Raw genomic sequence first — 17,366 nt, 5'->3', positions numbered from 1 at the left:
GCAGCTTGCATTTCTTGCGCTATTCTTGCGCGCATGACGCGACGACTTGCTCAGGTGGCCATGAAGGTCGGGGTCAGTGAGGCCACGGTCAGCCGGGTGCTCAACGGCAAGCCCGGAGTCTCCGACTCCACCCGGCAGGCGGTGCTCTCCGCCCTCGACGTCCTCGGTTACGAGCGGCCGACCCAGCTGCGCGGCGAACGCGCCCGGCTCGTCGGCCTCGTCCTGCCCGAGCTGCAGAACCCGATCTTCCCGGCCTTCGCCGAGGTGATCGGGGGAGCACTCGCGCAGCTCGGCCTCACCCCGGTGCTGTGCACCCAGACCAAGGGCGGCGTCTCCGAGGCCGACTACGTGGAGCTGCTGCTCCAGCAGCAGGTCTCCGGCGTGGTGTTCGCCGGTGGTCTGTACGCGCAGGCCGACGCGCCGCACGACCACTACCGCCAGCTCGCGGACCGCAACATTCCGGTGGTGCTGGTCAACGCGGCCATCGAGCACCTCGGTTTCCCCTGCGTCTCCTGCGACGACGCCGTCGCCGTCGAGCAGGCCTGGCGCCATCTCGACTCGCTCGGCCACGAGCGGATCGGGCTCGTCCTCGGCCCCGGCGACCACATGCCCTCGGGCCGCAAGCTCGCGGCGGCGCGCGCCCTCGCGCCGGAGCTGCCCGACGAGCACGTCGCCCGGGCGATGTTCTCGCTGGAGGGCGGTCAGGCCGCGGCCACCCGGCTGCTCGACCGGGGGGTGACCGGCATCATCTGCGCCAGTGACCCGCTCGCGCTCGGTGCCGTACGGGCCGCCCGGCGCAAGGGGCTCAGTGTTCCGGGCGAGATCTCCGTCGTCGGGTACGACGACTCGGCGTTCATGAACTGCACCGAACCCCCGCTGACCACGGTCCGGCAGCCGATCGAGGCCATGGGGCGCGCCGCGGTGGAACTGCTGAACGCGCAGATCGGCGGCAGCAGCGTGACCGCCGAAGAGCTCCTGTTCGAACCGGAGTTGGTGGTGCGCGGGTCGACCGCGCAAGCGCCCCGCGGCTGAGGACCGCAAGCACCCGCCGCAGAGACCCCTTCTGCTGTCAAATAATTACAGATTCTGCGCGACATCTTGCGGACAGATGTCGGCGGTGCTTGAGTGTGCGGCGCCAGAACACGGCGGCACGCCCGCCGTGGGCCTTCCTCGCTCCTGCCCAAAGGGGTCCACCAATGAGAAGCACCGGGTTCCGCCGTACCGCCGTCATGCTCATGGCGTCCTCCCTCGCGCTCGCCGCCACCGCCTGCGGTTCGAGCGACGACGACACGGCCGACGGAAAGACCCGCATCACGGTCAACTGCGAGCCGCCGAAGAGCGCCAAGGTCGACCGCGCGTTCTTCGACGCCGACATCAAGGCGTTCGAGAAGGCCAACCCGGACATCGACGTCGTCGCGCATGACGCGTTCCCGTGTCAGGACCCCAAGACCTTCGACGCCAAGCTGGCCGGCGGCCAGATGGAGGACGTGTTCTACACGTACTTCACCGACGCCAAGCACGTCGTCGACGTCAACCAGGCGGCGGACATCACGAGTTACGTCAAGGACCTGAAGAGCTACGACACCATCCAGCAGCAACTGCGCGACATCTACACCGTCGACGGCAAGATCTACGGCATCCCCCGCACCGGCTACTCGATGGGCCTCATCTACAACAAGGCGCTCTTCAAGAAGGCCGGCCTCGACCCCGACAAGCCCCCGGCGACCTGGGAAGAGCTGCGCGCGGACGCCGAGAAGATAGCCGCGCTCGGCAAGGGAACGGTCGGCTACGCGGACTACAGCGCCCAGAACCAGGGTGGTTGGCACTTCACCGCCGAGCTCTACTCGCAGGGCGGGAACGTCGTCGCCGAGGACGGCAAGAAGTCCACGATCGACGGCCCCGAGGGCAAGGCGGTCCTGCAGAACCTCAAGGACATGCGCTGGAGCGACAACTCCATGGGCACCAAGCAGCTGCTGGTCATCAACGACGTCCAGCAGATGATGGGTTCCGGCAAGCTCGGCATGTACCTCTCCGCGCCCGACAACATCCCGATCCTCGTCAAGGAGAAGGGCGGGAACTACAAGGACCTCGCCCTCGCGCCGATGCCCGGCGGCAAGGGCACACTCATCGGCGGCGACGGCTACATGTTCAACAAGAAGGCCAGCCCGGAGCAGATCAAGGCCGGCCTCAAGTGGCTCGAGCACATGTTCCTGTCACCCGGGAAGGGCTTCCTCGGTGACTACGCCCGCGCCAAGCAGAACAACGCCCCGGTCGGCCTGCCCGAGCCGCGCCTGTTCACCGGCGCCGCGGACACCAAGGACCAGGAGGTCAAGAAGGCCAACGCGAACGTGCCCGTGGAGAACTACCAGGCCTTCCTGGACGGCAACCAGAGCCTGCAGATGAAGATCGAGCCCCCGCAGGCCCAGCAGATCTACTCCGTCCTCGACGGCGCCGTGTCCGCGGTCCTCACCAAGAAGGACGCCGACATCGACCAGCTCCTCAAGGACGCCTCCGGCAAGATCGACTCCATTCTGGCCCGAGGCTGACACCGTTCATGAAGACCGCATCGAAGCCCCCCGCAGCGTTCCCTCCGGCCGCCGTCGGCGTGCCGGAGGCGCCGCGGTCGGCGGGACGCCGGCCCGGGACCCCCTGGCGCCGGCGCCTGGCCGACCAGTCCCGCGCTTACGCCTTCCTGATCGGCGGCCTGCTCTGCTTCGCGCTGTTCTCCTGGTACCCGGCGATCCGCGCGGTCGTGATCGCCTTCCAGAAGTACACGCCGGGCAGCGGTGGCGAGTGGGTCGGCACCGCCAACTTCACCCGGGTCTTCCACGACCCGGAGTTCACCGCCGCCTGGCGCAACACCCTGACCTTCACGCTTCTCGCCCTGCTGATCGGCTTCGCCGTCCCCTTCGTGATGGCGCTGGTGCTCAATGAACTACGGCACGCGAAGGCCTTCTTCAGAGTCGTGGTCTATCTGCCGGTGATGATCCCGCCGGTGGTCAGCGCCCTGCTCTGGAAGTGGTTCTACGACCCCGGAGCGGGCCTCGCCAACGAGGCGCTGCGCTTTCTGCACCTGCCGACCTCGAACTGGTCCAACGGCGCCGACACCGCCCTCGTCTCCCTGGTGATCGTCGCCACCTGGGCCAACCTCGGCGGCACCGTCCTCATCTACCTCGCCGCGCTCCAGAGCATCCCCGGCGAGCTGTACGAGGCGGCCGAGCTGGACGGCGCGAGCCTGCTGCAGCGGATCCGGTACGTGACGATCCCGCAGACCCGCTTCATCATCCTCATGCTGATGCTCCTTCAGATCATCGCCACCATGCAGGTCTTCACGGAACCGTTCGTGATCACCGGCGGCGGACCCGAGGACAAGACCGTCACGGTGCTGTACCTGATCTACAAGTACGCCTTCCTCTACAACGACTTCGGAGGGGCCTGCGCGCTGAGCGTGATGCTGCTCGTCCTGCTCAGCGCCTTCTCCGCCCTGTACCTGCGGCTGACCCGCTCGGAAGGGGACGACACATGAGCACCCGCACCCTGGTCTCCCCGCTCGCCCTGTCCCGCCCGCGCGGCAAGGCCGTCTACTGGACGATCTTCAGCGGTGTCGTCCTGCTCTTCGCGCTGGCCTTCCTCTTCCCGGTCTACTGGATGGTCACCGGCGCCATGAAGTCGCCGGACGAGGTGACGCGCACTCCGCCGACCTTCGTACCCGACCAGTGGCACCTGTCCGGCTACACCGACGCGTGGGACCTCATGGACCTGCCCACGCACCTGTGGAACACGGTCGTCCAGGCGGCCGGGGCCTGGTTCCTCCAGCTCGTCCTCTGCACCGCCGCGGCGTACGCCCTGTCCAAGCTGAAGCCGGCCTTCGGCAAGGTGATCCTCGGCGGCATCCTCGCCACCCTGATGGTCCCGGCGCAGGCCCTGGTCGTCCCCAAGTACCTGACGGTCGCCGACCTGCCCCTCATCCACACCAGCCTGCTCAACGACCCGCTCGGCATCTGGCTGCCCGCCGTCGCCAACGCCTTCAACCTCTATCTCCTCAAGCGCTTCTTCGACCAGATCCCGCGCGACGTCCTGGAGGCCGCCGAGATCGACGGCGCCGGAAGACTGCGCACCCTGTGGTCGATCGTGCTGCCGATGTCCCGGCCCGTCCTCGGAGTCGTGTCGATCTTCGCCCTGGTCGCCGTCTGGCAGGACTTCCTCTGGCCGCTGATGGTCTTCTCCGACACCGACAAGCAGCCCATCAGCGTGGCACTCGTCCAGCTGTCGCAGAACATCCAGCTGACCGTGCTCATCGCCGCCATGGTGATCGCCAGCATCCCCATGGTCGTGATGTTCCTGGTGTTCCAGCGGCACATCATCGCCGGAATCAGCACGGGCAGCACCAAGGGCTGACGCCTGTACGTGACCTCCCCGAACGAAAGGCAACGCACCGTGGGACAGCCCCGCCCTGCCCGAAATCAGTCCGCGTGGTGGCGTTCCGCCGTCATCTACCAGGTGTACGTCCGCAGCTTCGCGGACGGCGACGGCGACGGCACCGGCGACCTCGCGGGCGTCCGCGCCAGACTCCCTTACCTCGCCGAACTCGGCGTGGACGCCCTGTGGTTCAACCCCTGGTATCTCTCACCCCTGGCCGACGGCGGCTACGACGTCGCCGACTACCGCGCCATCGACCCGGCCTTCGGGACCCTCGCCGAGGCGGAGAAGCTGATCGCCGAGGCCAGGGAACTGGGCATCCGCACCCTGGTCGACATCGTGCCGAACCACGTCTCCGACCGGCACCCCTGGTTCCGGGCGGCCCTGGAGGGCGGCCCGGAGCGCGAACTCTTCCACTTCCGCCCCGGCCGCGGCGAACACGGCGAACTCCCGCCCAACGACTGGCCGTCCCAGTTCGCGGGCTCCGCCGAACCGGTGTGGACCCGGCTGCCCGACGGCGACTGGTACCTCCACCTCTTCACCCCCGAGCAGCCCGACCTCAACTGGGCCCACCCGGCCGTCCGCCAGGAGCACGAGGAGATCCTGCGCTTCTGGTTCGAACGCGGGGTTGCTGGCGTGCGCATCGACTCCGCCGCGCTGCTCGCCAAGGACCCCGACCTGCCCGACTACGTCGAGGGCCGCGACCCGAACCCGTACGTCGACCGCGATGAACTCCACGACATCTACCGCTCCTGGCGGGCGGTCGCCGACGCCTACGACGGCGTCTTCGTCGGCGAGGTCTGGCTCCCCGACACCGAGCGCTTCGCCCGCTATCTGCGCCCCGACGAACTGCACACCGCGTTCAACTTCTCCTTCCTGTCCTGCCCTTGGGACGCCGCACGGCTGCGTACCTCCATCGACGAGACCCTCGCCGAGCACGCCCCCGTGGGCGCGCCCGCCACCTGGGTGCTGTGCAACCACGACGTGACCCGTACGGTCACCCGCTACGGCCGTACCGACACCGGCTTCGACTTCACCGCCAAGGCCTTCGGCACGCCCACCGACCTGGCTCTCGGCACCCGCAGGGCCCGCGCCGCCGCGCTGCTCTCGCTCGCCCTGCCCGGCTCCGTGTACGTCTACCAGGGCGAGGAACTCGGCCTGCCCGAGGTCGAGTTGCCGCTCGAGAGCATCCAGGACCCGATGCACTTCCGCTCCGGCGGCACGGACCCGGGCCGCGACGGCTGCCGGGTCCCACTGCCCTGGGCGGCCGAGGCGCCGTACGCCGGATTCGGCGGCGACCCCTGGCTGCCGCAACCGGCCGGCTGGCCCGCGCACGCCGCCGACCGCCAGTCCGAGGACCCCGCCTCGATGCTGAGCCTCTACCGTGCCGCGCTCCGCATCCGCCGCACCGAACCGGGCTTCGGCGACGGCCCCCTCACCTGGCTGCCCGCACCCGAGGGCGTCCTCGCCTTCGCCCGCGCCGACGGTCTGCTCTGCGTCGTCAACCTTGCCGACGGACCGGTGGAGCTCCCGGATCACTCCGAACTCCTCCTCGCCGGCGGCCCGTTGGACGCCGACGGATTCCTCCCGCCGGACACGGCGGTGTGGCTGCGCGCCTGAGAGCGCCGGGCCGGTATCCGCCGGCCCGCACCAGGACGCTGCCCGTGCCGGGCGGCTGAACGTCACCGCCAACACCGGCCGGCCGGCTCAGTGAGGTGGAGGCGTATCTGTCTTCGTGACCGGCTCCCCGCGCTTCGCCGCCTGGATCTGCTCGTACACATGGGTCCGCAACTCGGCGAAGCGCGGGGCGACCCGGGTGTGCAACTGGTCCCGCTCCTCCGGGAGATCGACCTTCAGCTGCTCCTGCACGACGGTGGGGGAGGCCGAGAGGATCAGCACCCGCTCGCCCAGATAGACGGCCTCGTCGATGTCATGGGTCACGAACAGGATCGTGATTCCGCGCTGCCGCCACAGCCGGCGCACCAGGTCCTCCAGATCGGCGCGGGTCTGCGCGTCGACCGCCGCGAACGGCTCGTCCATGAGCAGGACCTCGGGCTCGTACGCGAGAGCCCGGGCGATGGCGACCCGCTGCTGCATCCCGCCGGACAGCTGCCAGGGATAGGCCCCCGCGGCGTCGGCCAGGCCGACGGACTCCAACGCGTCGGCGACCAGCTCCCGCCGCCGCGTCCTGCTCAGATTCTTCTGCTTCAGCGGCAGCTCGACGTTCTCGCCGACCCGCATCCAGGGGAACAGACTGCGTCCGTACTCCTGGAACACGAACGCCATGCCGGGCGGCGGGCCGCTCACCCGCCGGCCCGCGAGCAGGACCTCGCCCCCCGTCGGCGTCAGCAGGCCGCCCATGCACTTCAGCAGCGTGGTCTTGCCGCAGCCCGACGGGCCGACCAGACAGACGAGTTCACCCGCGTCCACCGTGAAGGTGAGGTCCCGGACCGCCTCCACCCGGCGCCCTGACCCCTCGTAGACCTTCCGCAGGCCGGATACGACCAAAGACGCGTGCATGGACCGCCCTTTCGCGAGCGTCACGGGGACCGCCGGGAGGAGTCCCGAAGGCCGTGGTACCAGCCGAGCACCCGTCGCTCGACCAGCTGGAAGGCGACCGAGAGGACGAAGCCGAGCAGGCCGAGGACGAGGATTCCGGTCCACATGTCGGGGATCGCGAAGCCGCGCTGGAACTGCACGATGGCGAAGCCGAGTCCGTTGCTCGCCGCGAACATCTCACTGATGACCATCAGGATGATCCCGATGGACAGCGCCTGGCGCAGGCCCGTGAAGATCTGCGGGCTCGCCGACGGCAGGACGACGGCGCGCATCCGGGCCGGTCCGGTGATGCCGTACGAGCGGGCCGTCTCGGACATCACGGAGTCGACGGCGCGTACTCCCTCGACCGTGTTCAGCAGGATCGGCCAGACGCAGCCGCTCGCGATCACGACGATCTTCATGGTGTCCCCGATGCCCGCGAACAGCATGATCACCGGGACGAGGACCGGCGGCGGCACCGCCCGCAGGAACTCCAGGACCGGTTCGCACACAGCCCGCACCTTCCGGTACGAGCCGATGACCGTGCCGAGCGCGATGCCCACGACCGCCGCCGACGTGTAGCCGCCGAGCAGCCGCAGCAGGCTGGGCACCAGGTCGGCGCGGAGCCGGTCGCGCGTCCAGACGTCGGGGAACGTCCGGAGGATCGTGCGCAGCGGCGGCCAGTAGACGTTGGTGCTGCCGTCCGACGCGAGCCACCAGACGACGATCAGCAGCACGGGGAGCGCGGCGACGAACAGCATCCGCAGGGGCAGGCTTCCCCACGGGCCCGGCCTCGTCGGTTCGGGCGGGATGTCCGTCACACCGCCACCTCCCCGCGCACCGACTGGTGCCAGGCCAGCGCGTGCCGCTCCACCGACCGCGCACCTACGTTGATCAGCAGTCCGAGCAGACCCGTGACCACGATCAGCGCGTACATCTCGGGTACGGCCTGCGAGGTCTGGGCGACCGCGATGCGCGCGCCCAACCCCGGTGCGCCGATGACGAGTTCGGCGGTCACGGTGAGGATGAGCGCGACCGACGCGGCCAGCCGGACACCCGTCATGACGTACGGGAGGGCCGTCGGCCACAGCACATGACGGACCCGGGCCCAGGTGCCGAGACCGTACGAGCGCGCTGTCTCCTCCGCCACCGGGTCGACGTCCCGCACGCCGTACATGACCTGGACGAGGACCTGCCAGAAGGACGCGTACACGACGAGGAGGAGCACCGACCGCAGCTCGGTGCCGTAGAGGAGGACGGCTAGCGGGATCAGGGCCACGGAGGGAATGGGACGCAGGAACTCGATCGTCGAGGCGGTCACCTCGCGCAGATACGGCACGACCGAGACGACCACGCCCACCACGATGCCCGCACCGACCGCGATCGCCAGGCCCAGCGCCCAGCCGGTGAGGGTGTCGCCGAGATCGGTCCAGAAGGCGCCGTCGGTGATCTCGTCGCCGAGGGCTCGCGCGATCCGGCTGGTCGGAGGGAAATACTGCTCCTTGACCACGCCGAGCCGCGGCACCACCTCGCCGAGGACGAGGAAGGCCGCGAGCCCGGCGGCGCCCAGAGCGGCGTTCACGGCCCACCCGGCGGAGCCACTGCCACGCGCTTGCTTCCGCTTCACGGCAGCAGCTTGTCCAGATCGGGCGCCGTCTTGAAGAGGCCGTCCTGCTCGCCCAGCTTCTCCAGCGCCTCGATCGAGGTCCGGTTCGGCTCGGCCGGCCACTTGGGCAGGGTCACCTCGGCCAGCACGGCCGCCGGGATCTTCGTGTACGTGGTGACGATGTCCCGGACCTCGTCCGGGTGGGCGTCGGCGTAGGCGAGTGACTCCGCGGTGGCCTCCTGGAACTTCTTCACCACGTCGGGGTGCTGCGACGCGTACTGGTTCGAGGTGAAGTACATGGCGACCGTGAGGTCCTTGGCCACGTCGACCAGGGACGAGGCGATCTCGGTGCCGCCCTGGCTCTTGACCGTCGCGAGTGCGGGCTCGACCACCATGGCGGCGTCGATCTGGCCGCTGTCGAGGGCCGCGGGCATCTGGTCGAAGGCGAGCTCGACGAACTTCACCTTGGACGGGTCGCCGCCCGCCTTGCGCACCGACTCGCGCACGGCCGTCTCATTGATGTTCTTCACCGTGTTGACGGCGACCTTCTTCCCCTCCAGGTCCTTCGCCGAGGTGATGGCGCTGCCCTTCTTGACCGTGATGGCGCCGAAGTCCTTGCCGTCGACGCCCGTCGAGGCGACGCCGTTGGCGATGGCCTTCACGGGAACGCCGTTGGACTGGGCGATCATCAGCGAGGTCACATTGGAGAACCCGAACTGGAACTGGCTCGAGACGACACCCGGCACGATCGCCGCGCCGCCCTGCGCGGCCGTCATCGACAGCTTCAGGCCGCGCTTGCTGTAGAAGCCCTTCTTCTGGCCCAGATAGACCGGGGCGACATCGACGATGGGGATGATCCCCACCTTCACGGTGGTGGTACCGCCGGACGAAGAGTTCTTGTCCGAGGCGCCACCGCCGTCGGACGAACCGCAGGCCGACGCGGCGACCAGGAAGGATCCGACCGCGATACCGGCGAGCAGACGACGCATGGCTCCTCCTGTGCAGACGAAAGTGTTCCGACAGGTTGTGCGCACACCGCACAATGGTGCTCAGCGCGAAGGTAGAACCCTGTCCGTGCCGGGTCAATGGCCTTGGCTAACAATATTGTTGACAGTTACCGAAACGCGCTCTCGGCCTGTGCGGAGAGCGCTCCGTGTGTCCCTCTGGAGGCGACGATGCCTACAGCAGCCCGAGCACCCCACTTCGTCCGGTCCTTCGAACGCGGACTCGCCGTGATCCGTGTATTCGGCGCCGACCGACCGGAACTGACCCTCAGTGAGGTCGCGCGCGGCTGCGACCTGACCCGCGCCGCGGCCCGCCGCTTCCTGCTGACCCTGGTCGATCTCGGGTACGTCCACACGGACGGCCGGGTCTTCCGGCTCACCCCGCGCGTGCTGGAACTCGGCTACGCCTATCTCTCCGGCTTCACCCTCCCGGAGATCGCCCTGCCGCATCTGGAGCAACTCGCCGAACAGGTGGGGGAGTCGAGCTCGCTCTGCGTCCTCGACGGCGACGACGTCGTGTACGTGGCGCGGGTCCCGACCCGGCGCATCATGACGGCGACGATCACCGTCGGCACCCGCTTCCCGGCCCACGTCACCTCCGTGGGCCGGGTGATCCTCGCGCACCTCACGGACGCGGAGATCGACGCCCGGCTGGAGCGAGCCGACCTCCGGCCGCTGACGGCGCGCACGCTCGTCTCGCCGGACCTCCTGAAGGCGGAACTCGGCCGGGTGCGACGGCACGGATACGCCATCGTCGACCAGGAGTTGGAGGAGGGCCTGCGCTCGGTCGCCGCCCCGGTGCGGGACCGGGACGGCGCCGTGGTGGGGGCCGCGAACATCCCCGTGCACGCCAGCCGCAACAGCCTCGAATCCGTCCGCCGCGACCTGCTTCCCCACCTGCTGGCGACGGTCGCGCGGATCGAGGGAGACCTCGCGGTCACAGGTCCAGCACGAGCCTCTTCCCGCGGCAGCGGGACACACAGATGAGCATCGTCCCGCCCGCCTCCCGCTCCTCGTCCGTGAGCACCGAGTCCCGGTGGTCCGGCGTCCCTTCGAGCACATCCGTCTCGCAGGTCCCGCACGTGCCCTCGGTGCAGGAGAAGAGCACCTCGACGCCGGCGGCGCGCACGGTGTCGAGGACCGAGACACCGGGGGCGACGGTCAGCGTGTGCCCCGACCGATCGAGAACGACCTCGAACTCCGCCTCCCCGCCCGTCTCCTGGGGCTTCGGCCGGAACCGCTCCATGTGCAGCAGCCCGGCCGGGCACCGCTCCTCCACCGCGTCGAGCAGCGGCCCGGGGCCGCAGCAGTAGACGAGGGTGCCGTCGGGGACCTCGTCGAGCACGGGGGCGAGGTCCAGCAGTCCGGCCTCGTCCTGCGGAGCGAGGGTGACCCGGTCCCCGTACCGCCCCAACTCCCCGGTGAACGCCATGGATCCGCGGGTGCGCCCGCCGTACAGCAGCGTCCACCCGGCGCCCGCCGCCTCGGCCGCGGCGAGCATCGGCAGGATCGGGGTGATGCCGATGCCACCCGCGACGAACCGGTAGCGCGGGGCGGGCGCCAGCACGAAGTGATTGCGCGGACCACGAACGCGGACCTTGTCACCCTCTCCCAGCCTCCCGTGGACGTGCGCCGATCCGCCCCGCCCGTCCGGCTCGCGCAGCACCGCGATCCGCCACGCCCGGCGGTCCGCCGGATCACCGCACAGGGAGTACTGCCGCTCCAGGTCCGGTCCCAGGACGACATCGATGTGGGCGCCCGGTTCCCAGGACGGGAGTTCCGCGCCGAGCGGATGGCGCAGGGTCAGTGCGAGCACGCCGTCGGCGACGGACTCCCGTCGCTCGACGACGAGTTCGGCCTCGTACGCGTTCATGAGGTCTTCCCCCGCGGTGCGGGGCCGCCATCGCGCGGTCCGCCCGGGTCTCCCTGCGGTCCTTTTCCGCCGTCCCGGGGTCCTCGGTCGCCCGCCCGTGGTCCGAGGCCGTTCCCCGGCGCCTCGTGACCCTCGGGGTGGGCGAGCATCCACTCCCACATCGCGATCGGGTCCTTGGCGGTGTGCTCGGCGCCGCAGTGACAGGTTCCGTGCAGCACGTCGGTGCCCGGGAGCCAGTCCACGCGGTAGATCTCGCCGGTCGGGCCGGTCACAGGACCCTCTCCACGGGCTTGTCGCCCTCCTCGACCAGCCGGGCCAGGATGCGGCGGGCGGCGAGGCCGCCGGTGTCGATGTTGATGCTCAGCTCCTGGTAGCCGTCGCGTTCGGTGCCGAGGGACTTCTGGAGGAGGTTGAGCGCGTCGACGTCCTGCATCACGACCGTGTGGTTGAAGTCCCGCAGGAAGGTGGTGACTTCGTCGTCCGAGCGGGCGAAGTCACGCGAGACCGCCCAGAAGTCGTACACCCTGCCGTCGCCGGACGGCGTGATCGCGTACGTGATCTCGGTGTGGAAGGCGTCCGGGTCGGTTCCGTCCGCCTCCGGCAGCACACCGACCGGCGCGATCCTGCTGTGCAGCAGATAGAGGCAGGGCGCGTGGTACTCGATGTCCTGCCAGCGTGTGATGCGGCCCTCGATGCCGGTCGAACGGGCGTAGAACGGCGGGCACTCGGCGTCGTCCATGTGCCGCGAGACGCGCACGATGCCCGCGCCCTCGTCGACCTCGGTGGCGATCGGCGTCTCGGCGACCTCGGGGGTGCCGATGTAGCCGCCGTGCAGATACGTCTCGTGCGAGAGGTCGAGGAGGTTGTCGACGAGGAGTCCGTAGTCCGCGTCGATGGGTTCCATGCCGCTGACCGTCGTCCAGTCCGGCGAGTCCATGTGCGGGGCGCGGGGGACGGCCCCCGGGTCGGCGAGGGCCGGGTCGCCGATCCAGACCCAGACGAACAGGTCCTGTTCGACGACCGGGTACGAGGCGACACGGGCGGTGCGCGGTATCCGTTTCTGCCCCGGCACGTACACGCAGGTGCCTGTCGTGTCGTACGTGAACCCGTGATAGCCGCACACGATCCGGTCACCGTCGAGCCGGCTCTCCGAGAGCGGGAAACGCCGGTGCACACAGCGGTCGGACAGGGCGACGGCCGTCCCGTCCCCCTCCGCCCGATAGAGGACGAGCGGCTCACCGAGGACCGTCCGTCCGAGCAGCTCGCGCCCGACTTCGTAGGCATAGGCGACGACGTACCACTGGTTCCTGGCGTAGGCGGTGGTGTGAGGCATGGTGGCTGGTTCCCGTCTCTGTGGCGTGGTGACATCGTTCGCAGGGGCCTCGCAAGGCCGCAATACCGCTTCCGTCTCACGGAAGCGGATTTCGAAGTTGCCTGCTCAGAGGGCCACTTGCGCACAAGAGCAGGGTTCGAGCAACCGCGAAGGCATCGACCCGGTTCAGGGTCATGGATAGCGCCTTGCGTCGCGCGGCGCAGGCATTTTGCACGGTTGTGTTCCGATGGCGAGGTTTTGCGCATATTTTTCTGCCTGTATTTGGCTGGTACAGCGGCACTTTTTGCATCGTTGCAGTCCACCTGTGCTCGGTCCGGGGAAGCGTGAGCCTCGGGTCGAATCCGGGTCGAATGGGCCCGTTTTTCGTCCCGATTGAGTGTTGTTGCAGGCCAGCGGGGTGCTGAGACTTGTCAGCGGTCGCCCCCGATGGCTTGGATGGCGTTGGTCGAATATCCACTGACCGCTTTCAGACACTCCTTGTCGCTCCACACGTTCCGGACACGGCCCGGATCTTCGGGCGGTGTTCGTGGGCTGGGCACGGTGTTTACGGCAACTTCGGGCCCAGGGGGCTGGCGGCGGATGCGGCGAGGCATAGCTCGGGTGGTTGCCCCAATGGGATGCGGTAGCGAGATGGTTGTCAGGTGCCGCTGCGAGCTCAGAACCCGGCGTACAGCCCGACTCGTCTGCCGCTCCGCGCGGTGATCGCCGATGTCGAGCGGCACATCACCGACGACCTGGGCCCGGACGGGACCGCGGACCTGCGGGCGCTGCTCAACCGGGTGGCCAAGAGGGTTCGCGAGGCCTGAGCGGGCCGCGGCGCCAGCCATCCCGCCGCCCCACTCTGCGATCCACACCCTGGACGCTCACCGCGTCGGCACAACGGAAATCGGCGGGATCAGGTCCGTGCCGTAGTTCGAGTTACGAGGGACCGTCGACGGCAAGGCAGCCGGATTGAGCTCTGCAAGCATCCGATGCAGCAGAGAATGGACCACGGACCGCTCGGCAGGGGTGAGAACCGCGAGCGCTTCTCTGTCGAGACGTTCCACCACATCCCGCGCCCGTGCGGCGAGCTCGAGCCCCTCGTCCGTGATGGCCAACGGGACGGTCCTGCGGTTGGAAGGGTGTTCACAGCGCACCAGAAGGCCGCGGTCGACTAGCGCGTTCACAGCGGCACCCATGGACTGGGGAGTGAAGCCGGTCCGGCGAGCCATCTCCGCCGAGGAGATTCCCGGCGTCCAGACGAGGTGCTGGAGAGCGTTGTGCTGCGCGGTCGTGAGGTCGAGCGAACGCAACGCTCTCTACCGCGCTTAGGGATCCGTGGAAGGTGCCCGAGGAATCACCTACCCGGTAATTCATATCCAGGGGACAGTTTCTTCCCCCCATCATGAGTGGACATGATCTCGGCACCGGCGAATCATGGTGTGCGGACCGCCGGTCGGCGGAAACAGGGGCGAAAAAGGGACATGCGTCATGGTCGAGACTGTTTCATTCAGGAACAAGGCAGTTGAAATTGCGGGCCACCTTCACCTGCCGGACGACTTCGACAAGGAAAAGAAGTACCCGGCACTCGTCGGAATTCACCCGGCCGGCGGCGTGAAGGAACAGACCATCGGCCAGTACGCGAAGCGGCTGGCTTCCCACGGATTCGTCACCGTGGTCTACGACTCCTCCTATCAGGGCGAAAGCGGCGGCGAACCGCGCCTCCTGGAGGACCCGACGACCAGAGTCGAGGACGCCCGCTGCGCGGCGGACTTCCTCACCACGCTCCCGTACGTCGACACCGAGCGGATGGGCGTCTTCGGTATCTGCGCCGGCGGCGGTTACGCGATCAGCGTGGCGCAGACCGAACGCCGTTTCAAGGCGGTGGCCACCGTCAGCGCGGTTCCGCCGGGCGAAGGCTCCCGGGCCTTCCTGGGGCACCTGTCTCCGGTGTCCGAGCAGATCAAGACCCTGGAAATGGCCGCTCAGCAGCGCACGGCGGAGGCGAGGGGCGCAGCGCCTGTCTACGCCCCGTTCGTCCCGGAGACGCTGGAAGAGATCGACGACAACACACCGGACCTCCTGCGTGAGGGATACGACTACTACCGGACTCCGCGTGGTCAGCATCCCCGTTCCAAGGGCCGGTTCCTGCTGACCAGCATGGACAGGATGTTCGCCTTCTCGACGTTCGACCAGATTCCGGAACTCCTGACCCAGCCGCTCCTTCTCATCGCGGGGAGCAAGGCGGACACAAAGCTGTTCAGCGACCAGGCGTACGAGCTTTCCAACGGCCCGAAGGAACTGTTCGTCGTCGACGGCGCGACTCATATCGCCATGTACGACGTTCCGGAGTACATGGACCAGGCGCTCACCAAAATGGTGAAGTTCTTCGCCGTCCTTTAGTCCCGCCGAAGAAACAATTCGAGGAGCACGAACACCATGTCCCATCCCGGCCGGCCCACCGTCGCCATCGCCTTTCATTCCGGCTACGGCCACACGGCCGTCATCGCCGAAGCCGTGGCCCGTGGTGCCGCGGGAGCCGGCGCCGAGGTCGTGTCGATCTCCGTCGACACCATCACCGACGAGCAGTGGTCGCAGCTGGACGGCGCCGACGCGATCGTCTTCGGCTCCGCCACGTACATGGGCACCGCCTCCGCCGCCTTCCACACCTTCGCCCAGGCCAGCAGCAAGCGCTGGTTCCCTCACGCCTGGGTGGACAAGCTCGCCGCGGGCTTCACCAACTCCGGCGCCAAGAGCGGCGACAAGTCCTCCACCCTGGGTTACTTCGCCACCCTGGCCGCCCAGCACGGCATGCACTGGATCAGCCTGGGTCTGCTGCCAGGCTGGGACTCCACCAAGGGCAGCGAGGACGACATCAACCGGCTGGGCTTCTTCCTGGGCGCCGGCGCCCAGAGCCCGACCGACGCCGGCCCCGAGGCTGTCCACAAGTCGGACATCGCCACCGCGGAGCACCTGGGCGCGCGTGTCGCACGCCAGGCCGCGATCTTCCGCGCGGGGCGGACCGCCCTCGCCGCATGATCACAGGGCCCTTTCCACTTTTCGCTTCATCCACCCCCCGCAAGGAGTACGCCATGTCCGATTCCCCGAGCCTCGCCCTCATCCGCCGGGTCTACGAGTCTCGAATGGCACCCGAGGTCACCAAGGAGGTGATGGCTGCGGACTTCGTCTGGGACATCACCCCCGGCTTCCCGAACAGCGGTGTCTACCACGGCTGGGACAGCGTGGCCACGGACTTCTTCGGCAAGACGATGCCGAACTACGAGTCCTTCGGCGCGGTGCCCGAGGAGTTCTTCGCCGACGACGAAGGCCACGTCTTCGTCTACGGCCACTACCACGCCGAGACGAAGACCGGGAACACGGCCGACGTCCGGTTCCTGCACCTGTGGACCGTCCGTGACGGCCAGGCCGTACGGATGCGCCAGATCGCCGACAGCCACGTCCTCCAGGAAGCCCTCAAGGGCTGATCCTCCTCTTCATCAGGAGCTCCATATGGCGAAGATCCTCTTCGTGATCACCGCGTCCGACCACTGGACGCTGGCCGACGGAACCCGCCAGCCGGCCGGTTTCTGGGCCGAGGAGGCCATCGGCCCGTACCAGGTCTTCAAGGAGGCCGGATACGAGATCGCGGCGGCGACCCCGGGCGGCGTTCCGCCGACAGCGGACGCGCTCAGCCTCACCGCGGACTTCAACGGAGGCGAGGAAGGCGCGGAGCGCATGCGGACCGCGCTGCGGGAGGCGACCGAGCTGGCGCACCCGATGCGCATCGAGGACGTGAACATCGACGAGTACGTGGCCGTCTTCTACCCAGGCGGCTGGGGTCCGATGGAGGACCTGCCCGAGGACGCCGCCTCCGGCAGGCTGCTCACCGACTGGCTCGCCTCCGGCAAGCCCGTGTCCCTGGTCTGCCACGGCCCGGCGGCGCTGCTCGCGACCATCGGAGCCGATGGCACCTCCCCGTTCACCGGCTACCGTCTGACCGGCCTGTCCAACGCGGAGGAGAAGCAGAACGGTCTCGCGGACCGCGCGAAGTGGCTGCTGCAGGACCGTCTCGTGGGCGAACTCAAGGCCGACTACCGTGAGGCCGACCCGTTCACCCCGCACGTCCAGGTCGATCGCACCCTGTTCACTGGACAGAACCCGGTCTCGGCGGTCCCCCTCGCCCAGGAACTCGTCAAAGCACTCAGCTGACGGGCTGACGCAAGCGCGGTCCTGATTCTGCAGCCGAGTTCTGTTGAACCCGTCGCAGACCAACGTGAGCACGTCGTCCAAGCCACCGTTCTTCAGCTCGGTGAACGAGTGCAGCCGGATCTTCGCTGCCTGCCGCTTCATGACGATCTGCGACTCGAACGTGCCCGAGGTGTCATGCGGGACCTCTGCCCTGGTCGCGCCCTTCTGTGACCGGCTGCTGCTGTGCGACCGCCGTGTGGCGGTCTGCGGGGACGCCGAACATACCCCCGCTCTGCTCGCGCGACGTCTGCCGATCCACAGGTGCGGGGGAAACCCACGAGGCGGCGTGTCGCCGTGTCGCATCGGACCGACTTGCTCCGCCCCGGCCGGCATCGCCGACGTCCTGGTCCGGCGACGCCCCCGGCA

Annotated in this window: 19 protein-coding genes; 11 read left to right on the top strand and 8 right to left on the bottom strand. The window is 68.7% G+C overall.

Going from position 1 to position 17,366, the window contains the following annotated elements:
* Nucleotides 1-33: 33 nt before the first annotated feature.
* The 5 genes from ACWD68_RS27015 to ACWD68_RS26995 all read left to right on the top strand — a co-directional run bounded on the left by ACWD68_RS27015 (nucleotide 34) and on the right by ACWD68_RS26995 (nucleotide 6,039).
* Nucleotides 34-1,032, top strand: coding sequence for a LacI family DNA-binding transcriptional regulator (locus ACWD68_RS27015; RefSeq protein WP_451809052.1), 999 nt, complete (start codon nucleotides 34-36; stop codon nucleotides 1,030-1,032).
* Nucleotides 1,033-1,196: 164 nt separating this feature from the next.
* On the top strand, nucleotides 1,197-2,546 hold the full coding sequence (locus ACWD68_RS27010) for an extracellular solute-binding protein (RefSeq protein ID WP_451809051.1): 1,350 nt from the start codon (nucleotides 1,197-1,199) through the stop codon (nucleotides 2,544-2,546).
* An 8-nt stretch (nucleotides 2,547-2,554) separates the two neighbouring features.
* Nucleotides 2,555-3,526, top strand: coding sequence for a carbohydrate ABC transporter permease (locus ACWD68_RS27005; RefSeq protein WP_451809050.1), 972 nt, complete (start codon nucleotides 2,555-2,557; stop codon nucleotides 3,524-3,526).
* Nucleotides 3,523-4,398 carry a carbohydrate ABC transporter permease gene (locus ACWD68_RS27000; protein WP_451809049.1) on the top strand — a complete coding sequence of 292 codons (876 nt, stop codon included), beginning with the start codon at nucleotides 3,523-3,525 and terminating at the stop codon, nucleotides 4,396-4,398. Before ACWD68_RS27005 ends, ACWD68_RS27000 begins: the two co-directional genes overlap by 4 nt.
* 39 nt (nucleotides 4,399-4,437) lie before the next feature.
* Nucleotides 4,438-6,039 (top strand): glycoside hydrolase family 13 protein, encoded by a 1,602-nt coding sequence (locus tag ACWD68_RS26995; protein WP_451809048.1) that lies wholly within the window; start codon nucleotides 4,438-4,440, stop codon nucleotides 6,037-6,039.
* A gap of 87 nt (nucleotides 6,040-6,126) precedes the next feature.
* On the opposite strand, the gene ACWD68_RS26990 is transcribed toward ACWD68_RS26995, so the two are convergent.
* From ACWD68_RS26990 to ACWD68_RS26975, 4 genes are read right to left on the bottom strand one after another with little or no spacing between them, the layout of a single operon-like run.
* Complete coding sequence (locus tag ACWD68_RS26990; protein ID WP_451809047.1) at nucleotides 6,127-6,939, bottom strand: ABC transporter ATP-binding protein; 813 nt, start codon at nucleotides 6,937-6,939, stop codon at nucleotides 6,127-6,129.
* Nucleotides 6,940-6,959: 20 nt separating this feature from the next.
* Nucleotides 6,960-7,718 (bottom strand): ABC transporter permease, encoded by a 759-nt coding sequence (locus tag ACWD68_RS26985; protein ID WP_451809087.1) that lies wholly within the window; start codon nucleotides 7,716-7,718, stop codon nucleotides 6,960-6,962.
* Nucleotides 7,719-7,774: 56 nt separating this feature from the next.
* Nucleotides 7,775-8,584 (bottom strand): ABC transporter permease, encoded by an 810-nt coding sequence (locus ACWD68_RS26980; protein WP_451809046.1) that lies wholly within the window; start codon nucleotides 8,582-8,584, stop codon nucleotides 7,775-7,777.
* Nucleotides 8,581-9,552 carry an ABC transporter substrate-binding protein gene (locus tag ACWD68_RS26975; RefSeq protein ID WP_451809045.1) on the bottom strand — a complete coding sequence of 324 codons (972 nt, stop codon included), beginning with the start codon at nucleotides 9,550-9,552 and terminating at the stop codon, nucleotides 8,581-8,583. The genes ACWD68_RS26980 and ACWD68_RS26975 overlap by 4 nt, the downstream gene beginning before the upstream one ends.
* Before the next feature lie 186 nt (nucleotides 9,553-9,738).
* Here ACWD68_RS26975 and ACWD68_RS26970 point away from each other — a divergent pair, with 186 nt between their 5' ends.
* Nucleotides 9,739-10,554 carry an IclR family transcriptional regulator domain-containing protein gene (locus ACWD68_RS26970; protein ID WP_451809044.1) on the top strand — a complete coding sequence of 272 codons (816 nt, stop codon included), beginning with the start codon at nucleotides 9,739-9,741 and terminating at the stop codon, nucleotides 10,552-10,554.
* Here the strand turns inward: ACWD68_RS26970 and ACWD68_RS26965 are convergent.
* Genes ACWD68_RS26965 through ACWD68_RS26955 form a run of 3 tightly spaced genes read right to left on the bottom strand, consistent with a single transcriptional unit; the run spans nucleotide 10,505 to nucleotide 12,773 of the window.
* A complete protein-coding gene (locus tag ACWD68_RS26965; protein WP_451809043.1) occupies nucleotides 10,505-11,440 on the bottom strand; it encodes a PDR/VanB family oxidoreductase in 936 nt (311 codons plus the stop codon). The genes ACWD68_RS26970 and ACWD68_RS26965 overlap by 50 nt on opposite strands.
* Nucleotides 11,437-11,712 (bottom strand): hypothetical protein, encoded by a 276-nt coding sequence (locus tag ACWD68_RS26960; protein WP_451809092.1) that lies wholly within the window; start codon nucleotides 11,710-11,712, stop codon nucleotides 11,437-11,439. Before ACWD68_RS26960 ends, ACWD68_RS26965 begins: the two co-directional genes overlap by 4 nt.
* Nucleotides 11,709-12,773, bottom strand: coding sequence for an aromatic ring-hydroxylating dioxygenase subunit alpha (locus ACWD68_RS26955; protein WP_451809042.1), 1,065 nt, complete (start codon nucleotides 12,771-12,773; stop codon nucleotides 11,709-11,711). Before ACWD68_RS26955 ends, ACWD68_RS26960 begins: the two co-directional genes overlap by 4 nt.
* Nucleotides 12,774-13,414: 641 nt before the next feature.
* On the opposite strand from ACWD68_RS26955, the gene ACWD68_RS26950 reads away from it, so the two are divergent.
* Complete coding sequence (locus ACWD68_RS26950; protein WP_451809041.1) at nucleotides 13,415-13,579, top strand: hypothetical protein; 165 nt, start codon at nucleotides 13,415-13,417, stop codon at nucleotides 13,577-13,579.
* Between the two features lie 57 nt (nucleotides 13,580-13,636).
* On the opposite strand, the gene ACWD68_RS26945 is transcribed toward ACWD68_RS26950, so the two are convergent.
* Nucleotides 13,637-14,065 carry a MarR family winged helix-turn-helix transcriptional regulator gene (locus ACWD68_RS26945; protein WP_451809040.1) on the bottom strand — a complete coding sequence of 143 codons (429 nt, stop codon included), beginning with the start codon at nucleotides 14,063-14,065 and terminating at the stop codon, nucleotides 13,637-13,639.
* A 178-nt stretch (nucleotides 14,066-14,243) separates the two neighbouring features.
* Between ACWD68_RS26945 and ACWD68_RS26940 the strand changes: the two genes are divergently transcribed.
* From ACWD68_RS26940 to ACWD68_RS26925, 4 genes are read left to right on the top strand one after another with little or no spacing between them, the layout of a single operon-like run.
* A complete protein-coding gene (locus tag ACWD68_RS26940) occupies nucleotides 14,244-15,155 on the top strand; it encodes an alpha/beta hydrolase (protein WP_355491052.1) in 912 nt (303 codons plus the stop codon).
* Nucleotides 15,156-15,191: 36 nt separating this feature from the next.
* Nucleotides 15,192-15,791: a flavodoxin family protein gene (locus ACWD68_RS26935; RefSeq protein WP_451809039.1), complete on the top strand. Its 600-nt coding sequence runs from the start codon at nucleotides 15,192-15,194 to the stop codon at nucleotides 15,789-15,791.
* A 53-nt stretch (nucleotides 15,792-15,844) separates the two neighbouring features.
* Entirely contained in the window at nucleotides 15,845-16,237 is a 393-nt protein-coding gene (locus ACWD68_RS26930; RefSeq protein ID WP_451809038.1) for a nuclear transport factor 2 family protein, read from the top strand.
* Between the two features lie 25 nt (nucleotides 16,238-16,262).
* Nucleotides 16,263-16,961 (top strand): type 1 glutamine amidotransferase domain-containing protein, encoded by a 699-nt coding sequence (locus tag ACWD68_RS26925; RefSeq protein WP_451809037.1) that lies wholly within the window; start codon nucleotides 16,263-16,265, stop codon nucleotides 16,959-16,961.
* Nucleotides 16,962-17,366 lie beyond the last annotated feature (405 nt).

This window comes from Streptomyces sp. NPDC005141 (assembly GCF_053599975.1).
This window is presented reverse-complemented; position numbering and strand designations above follow the sequence as displayed.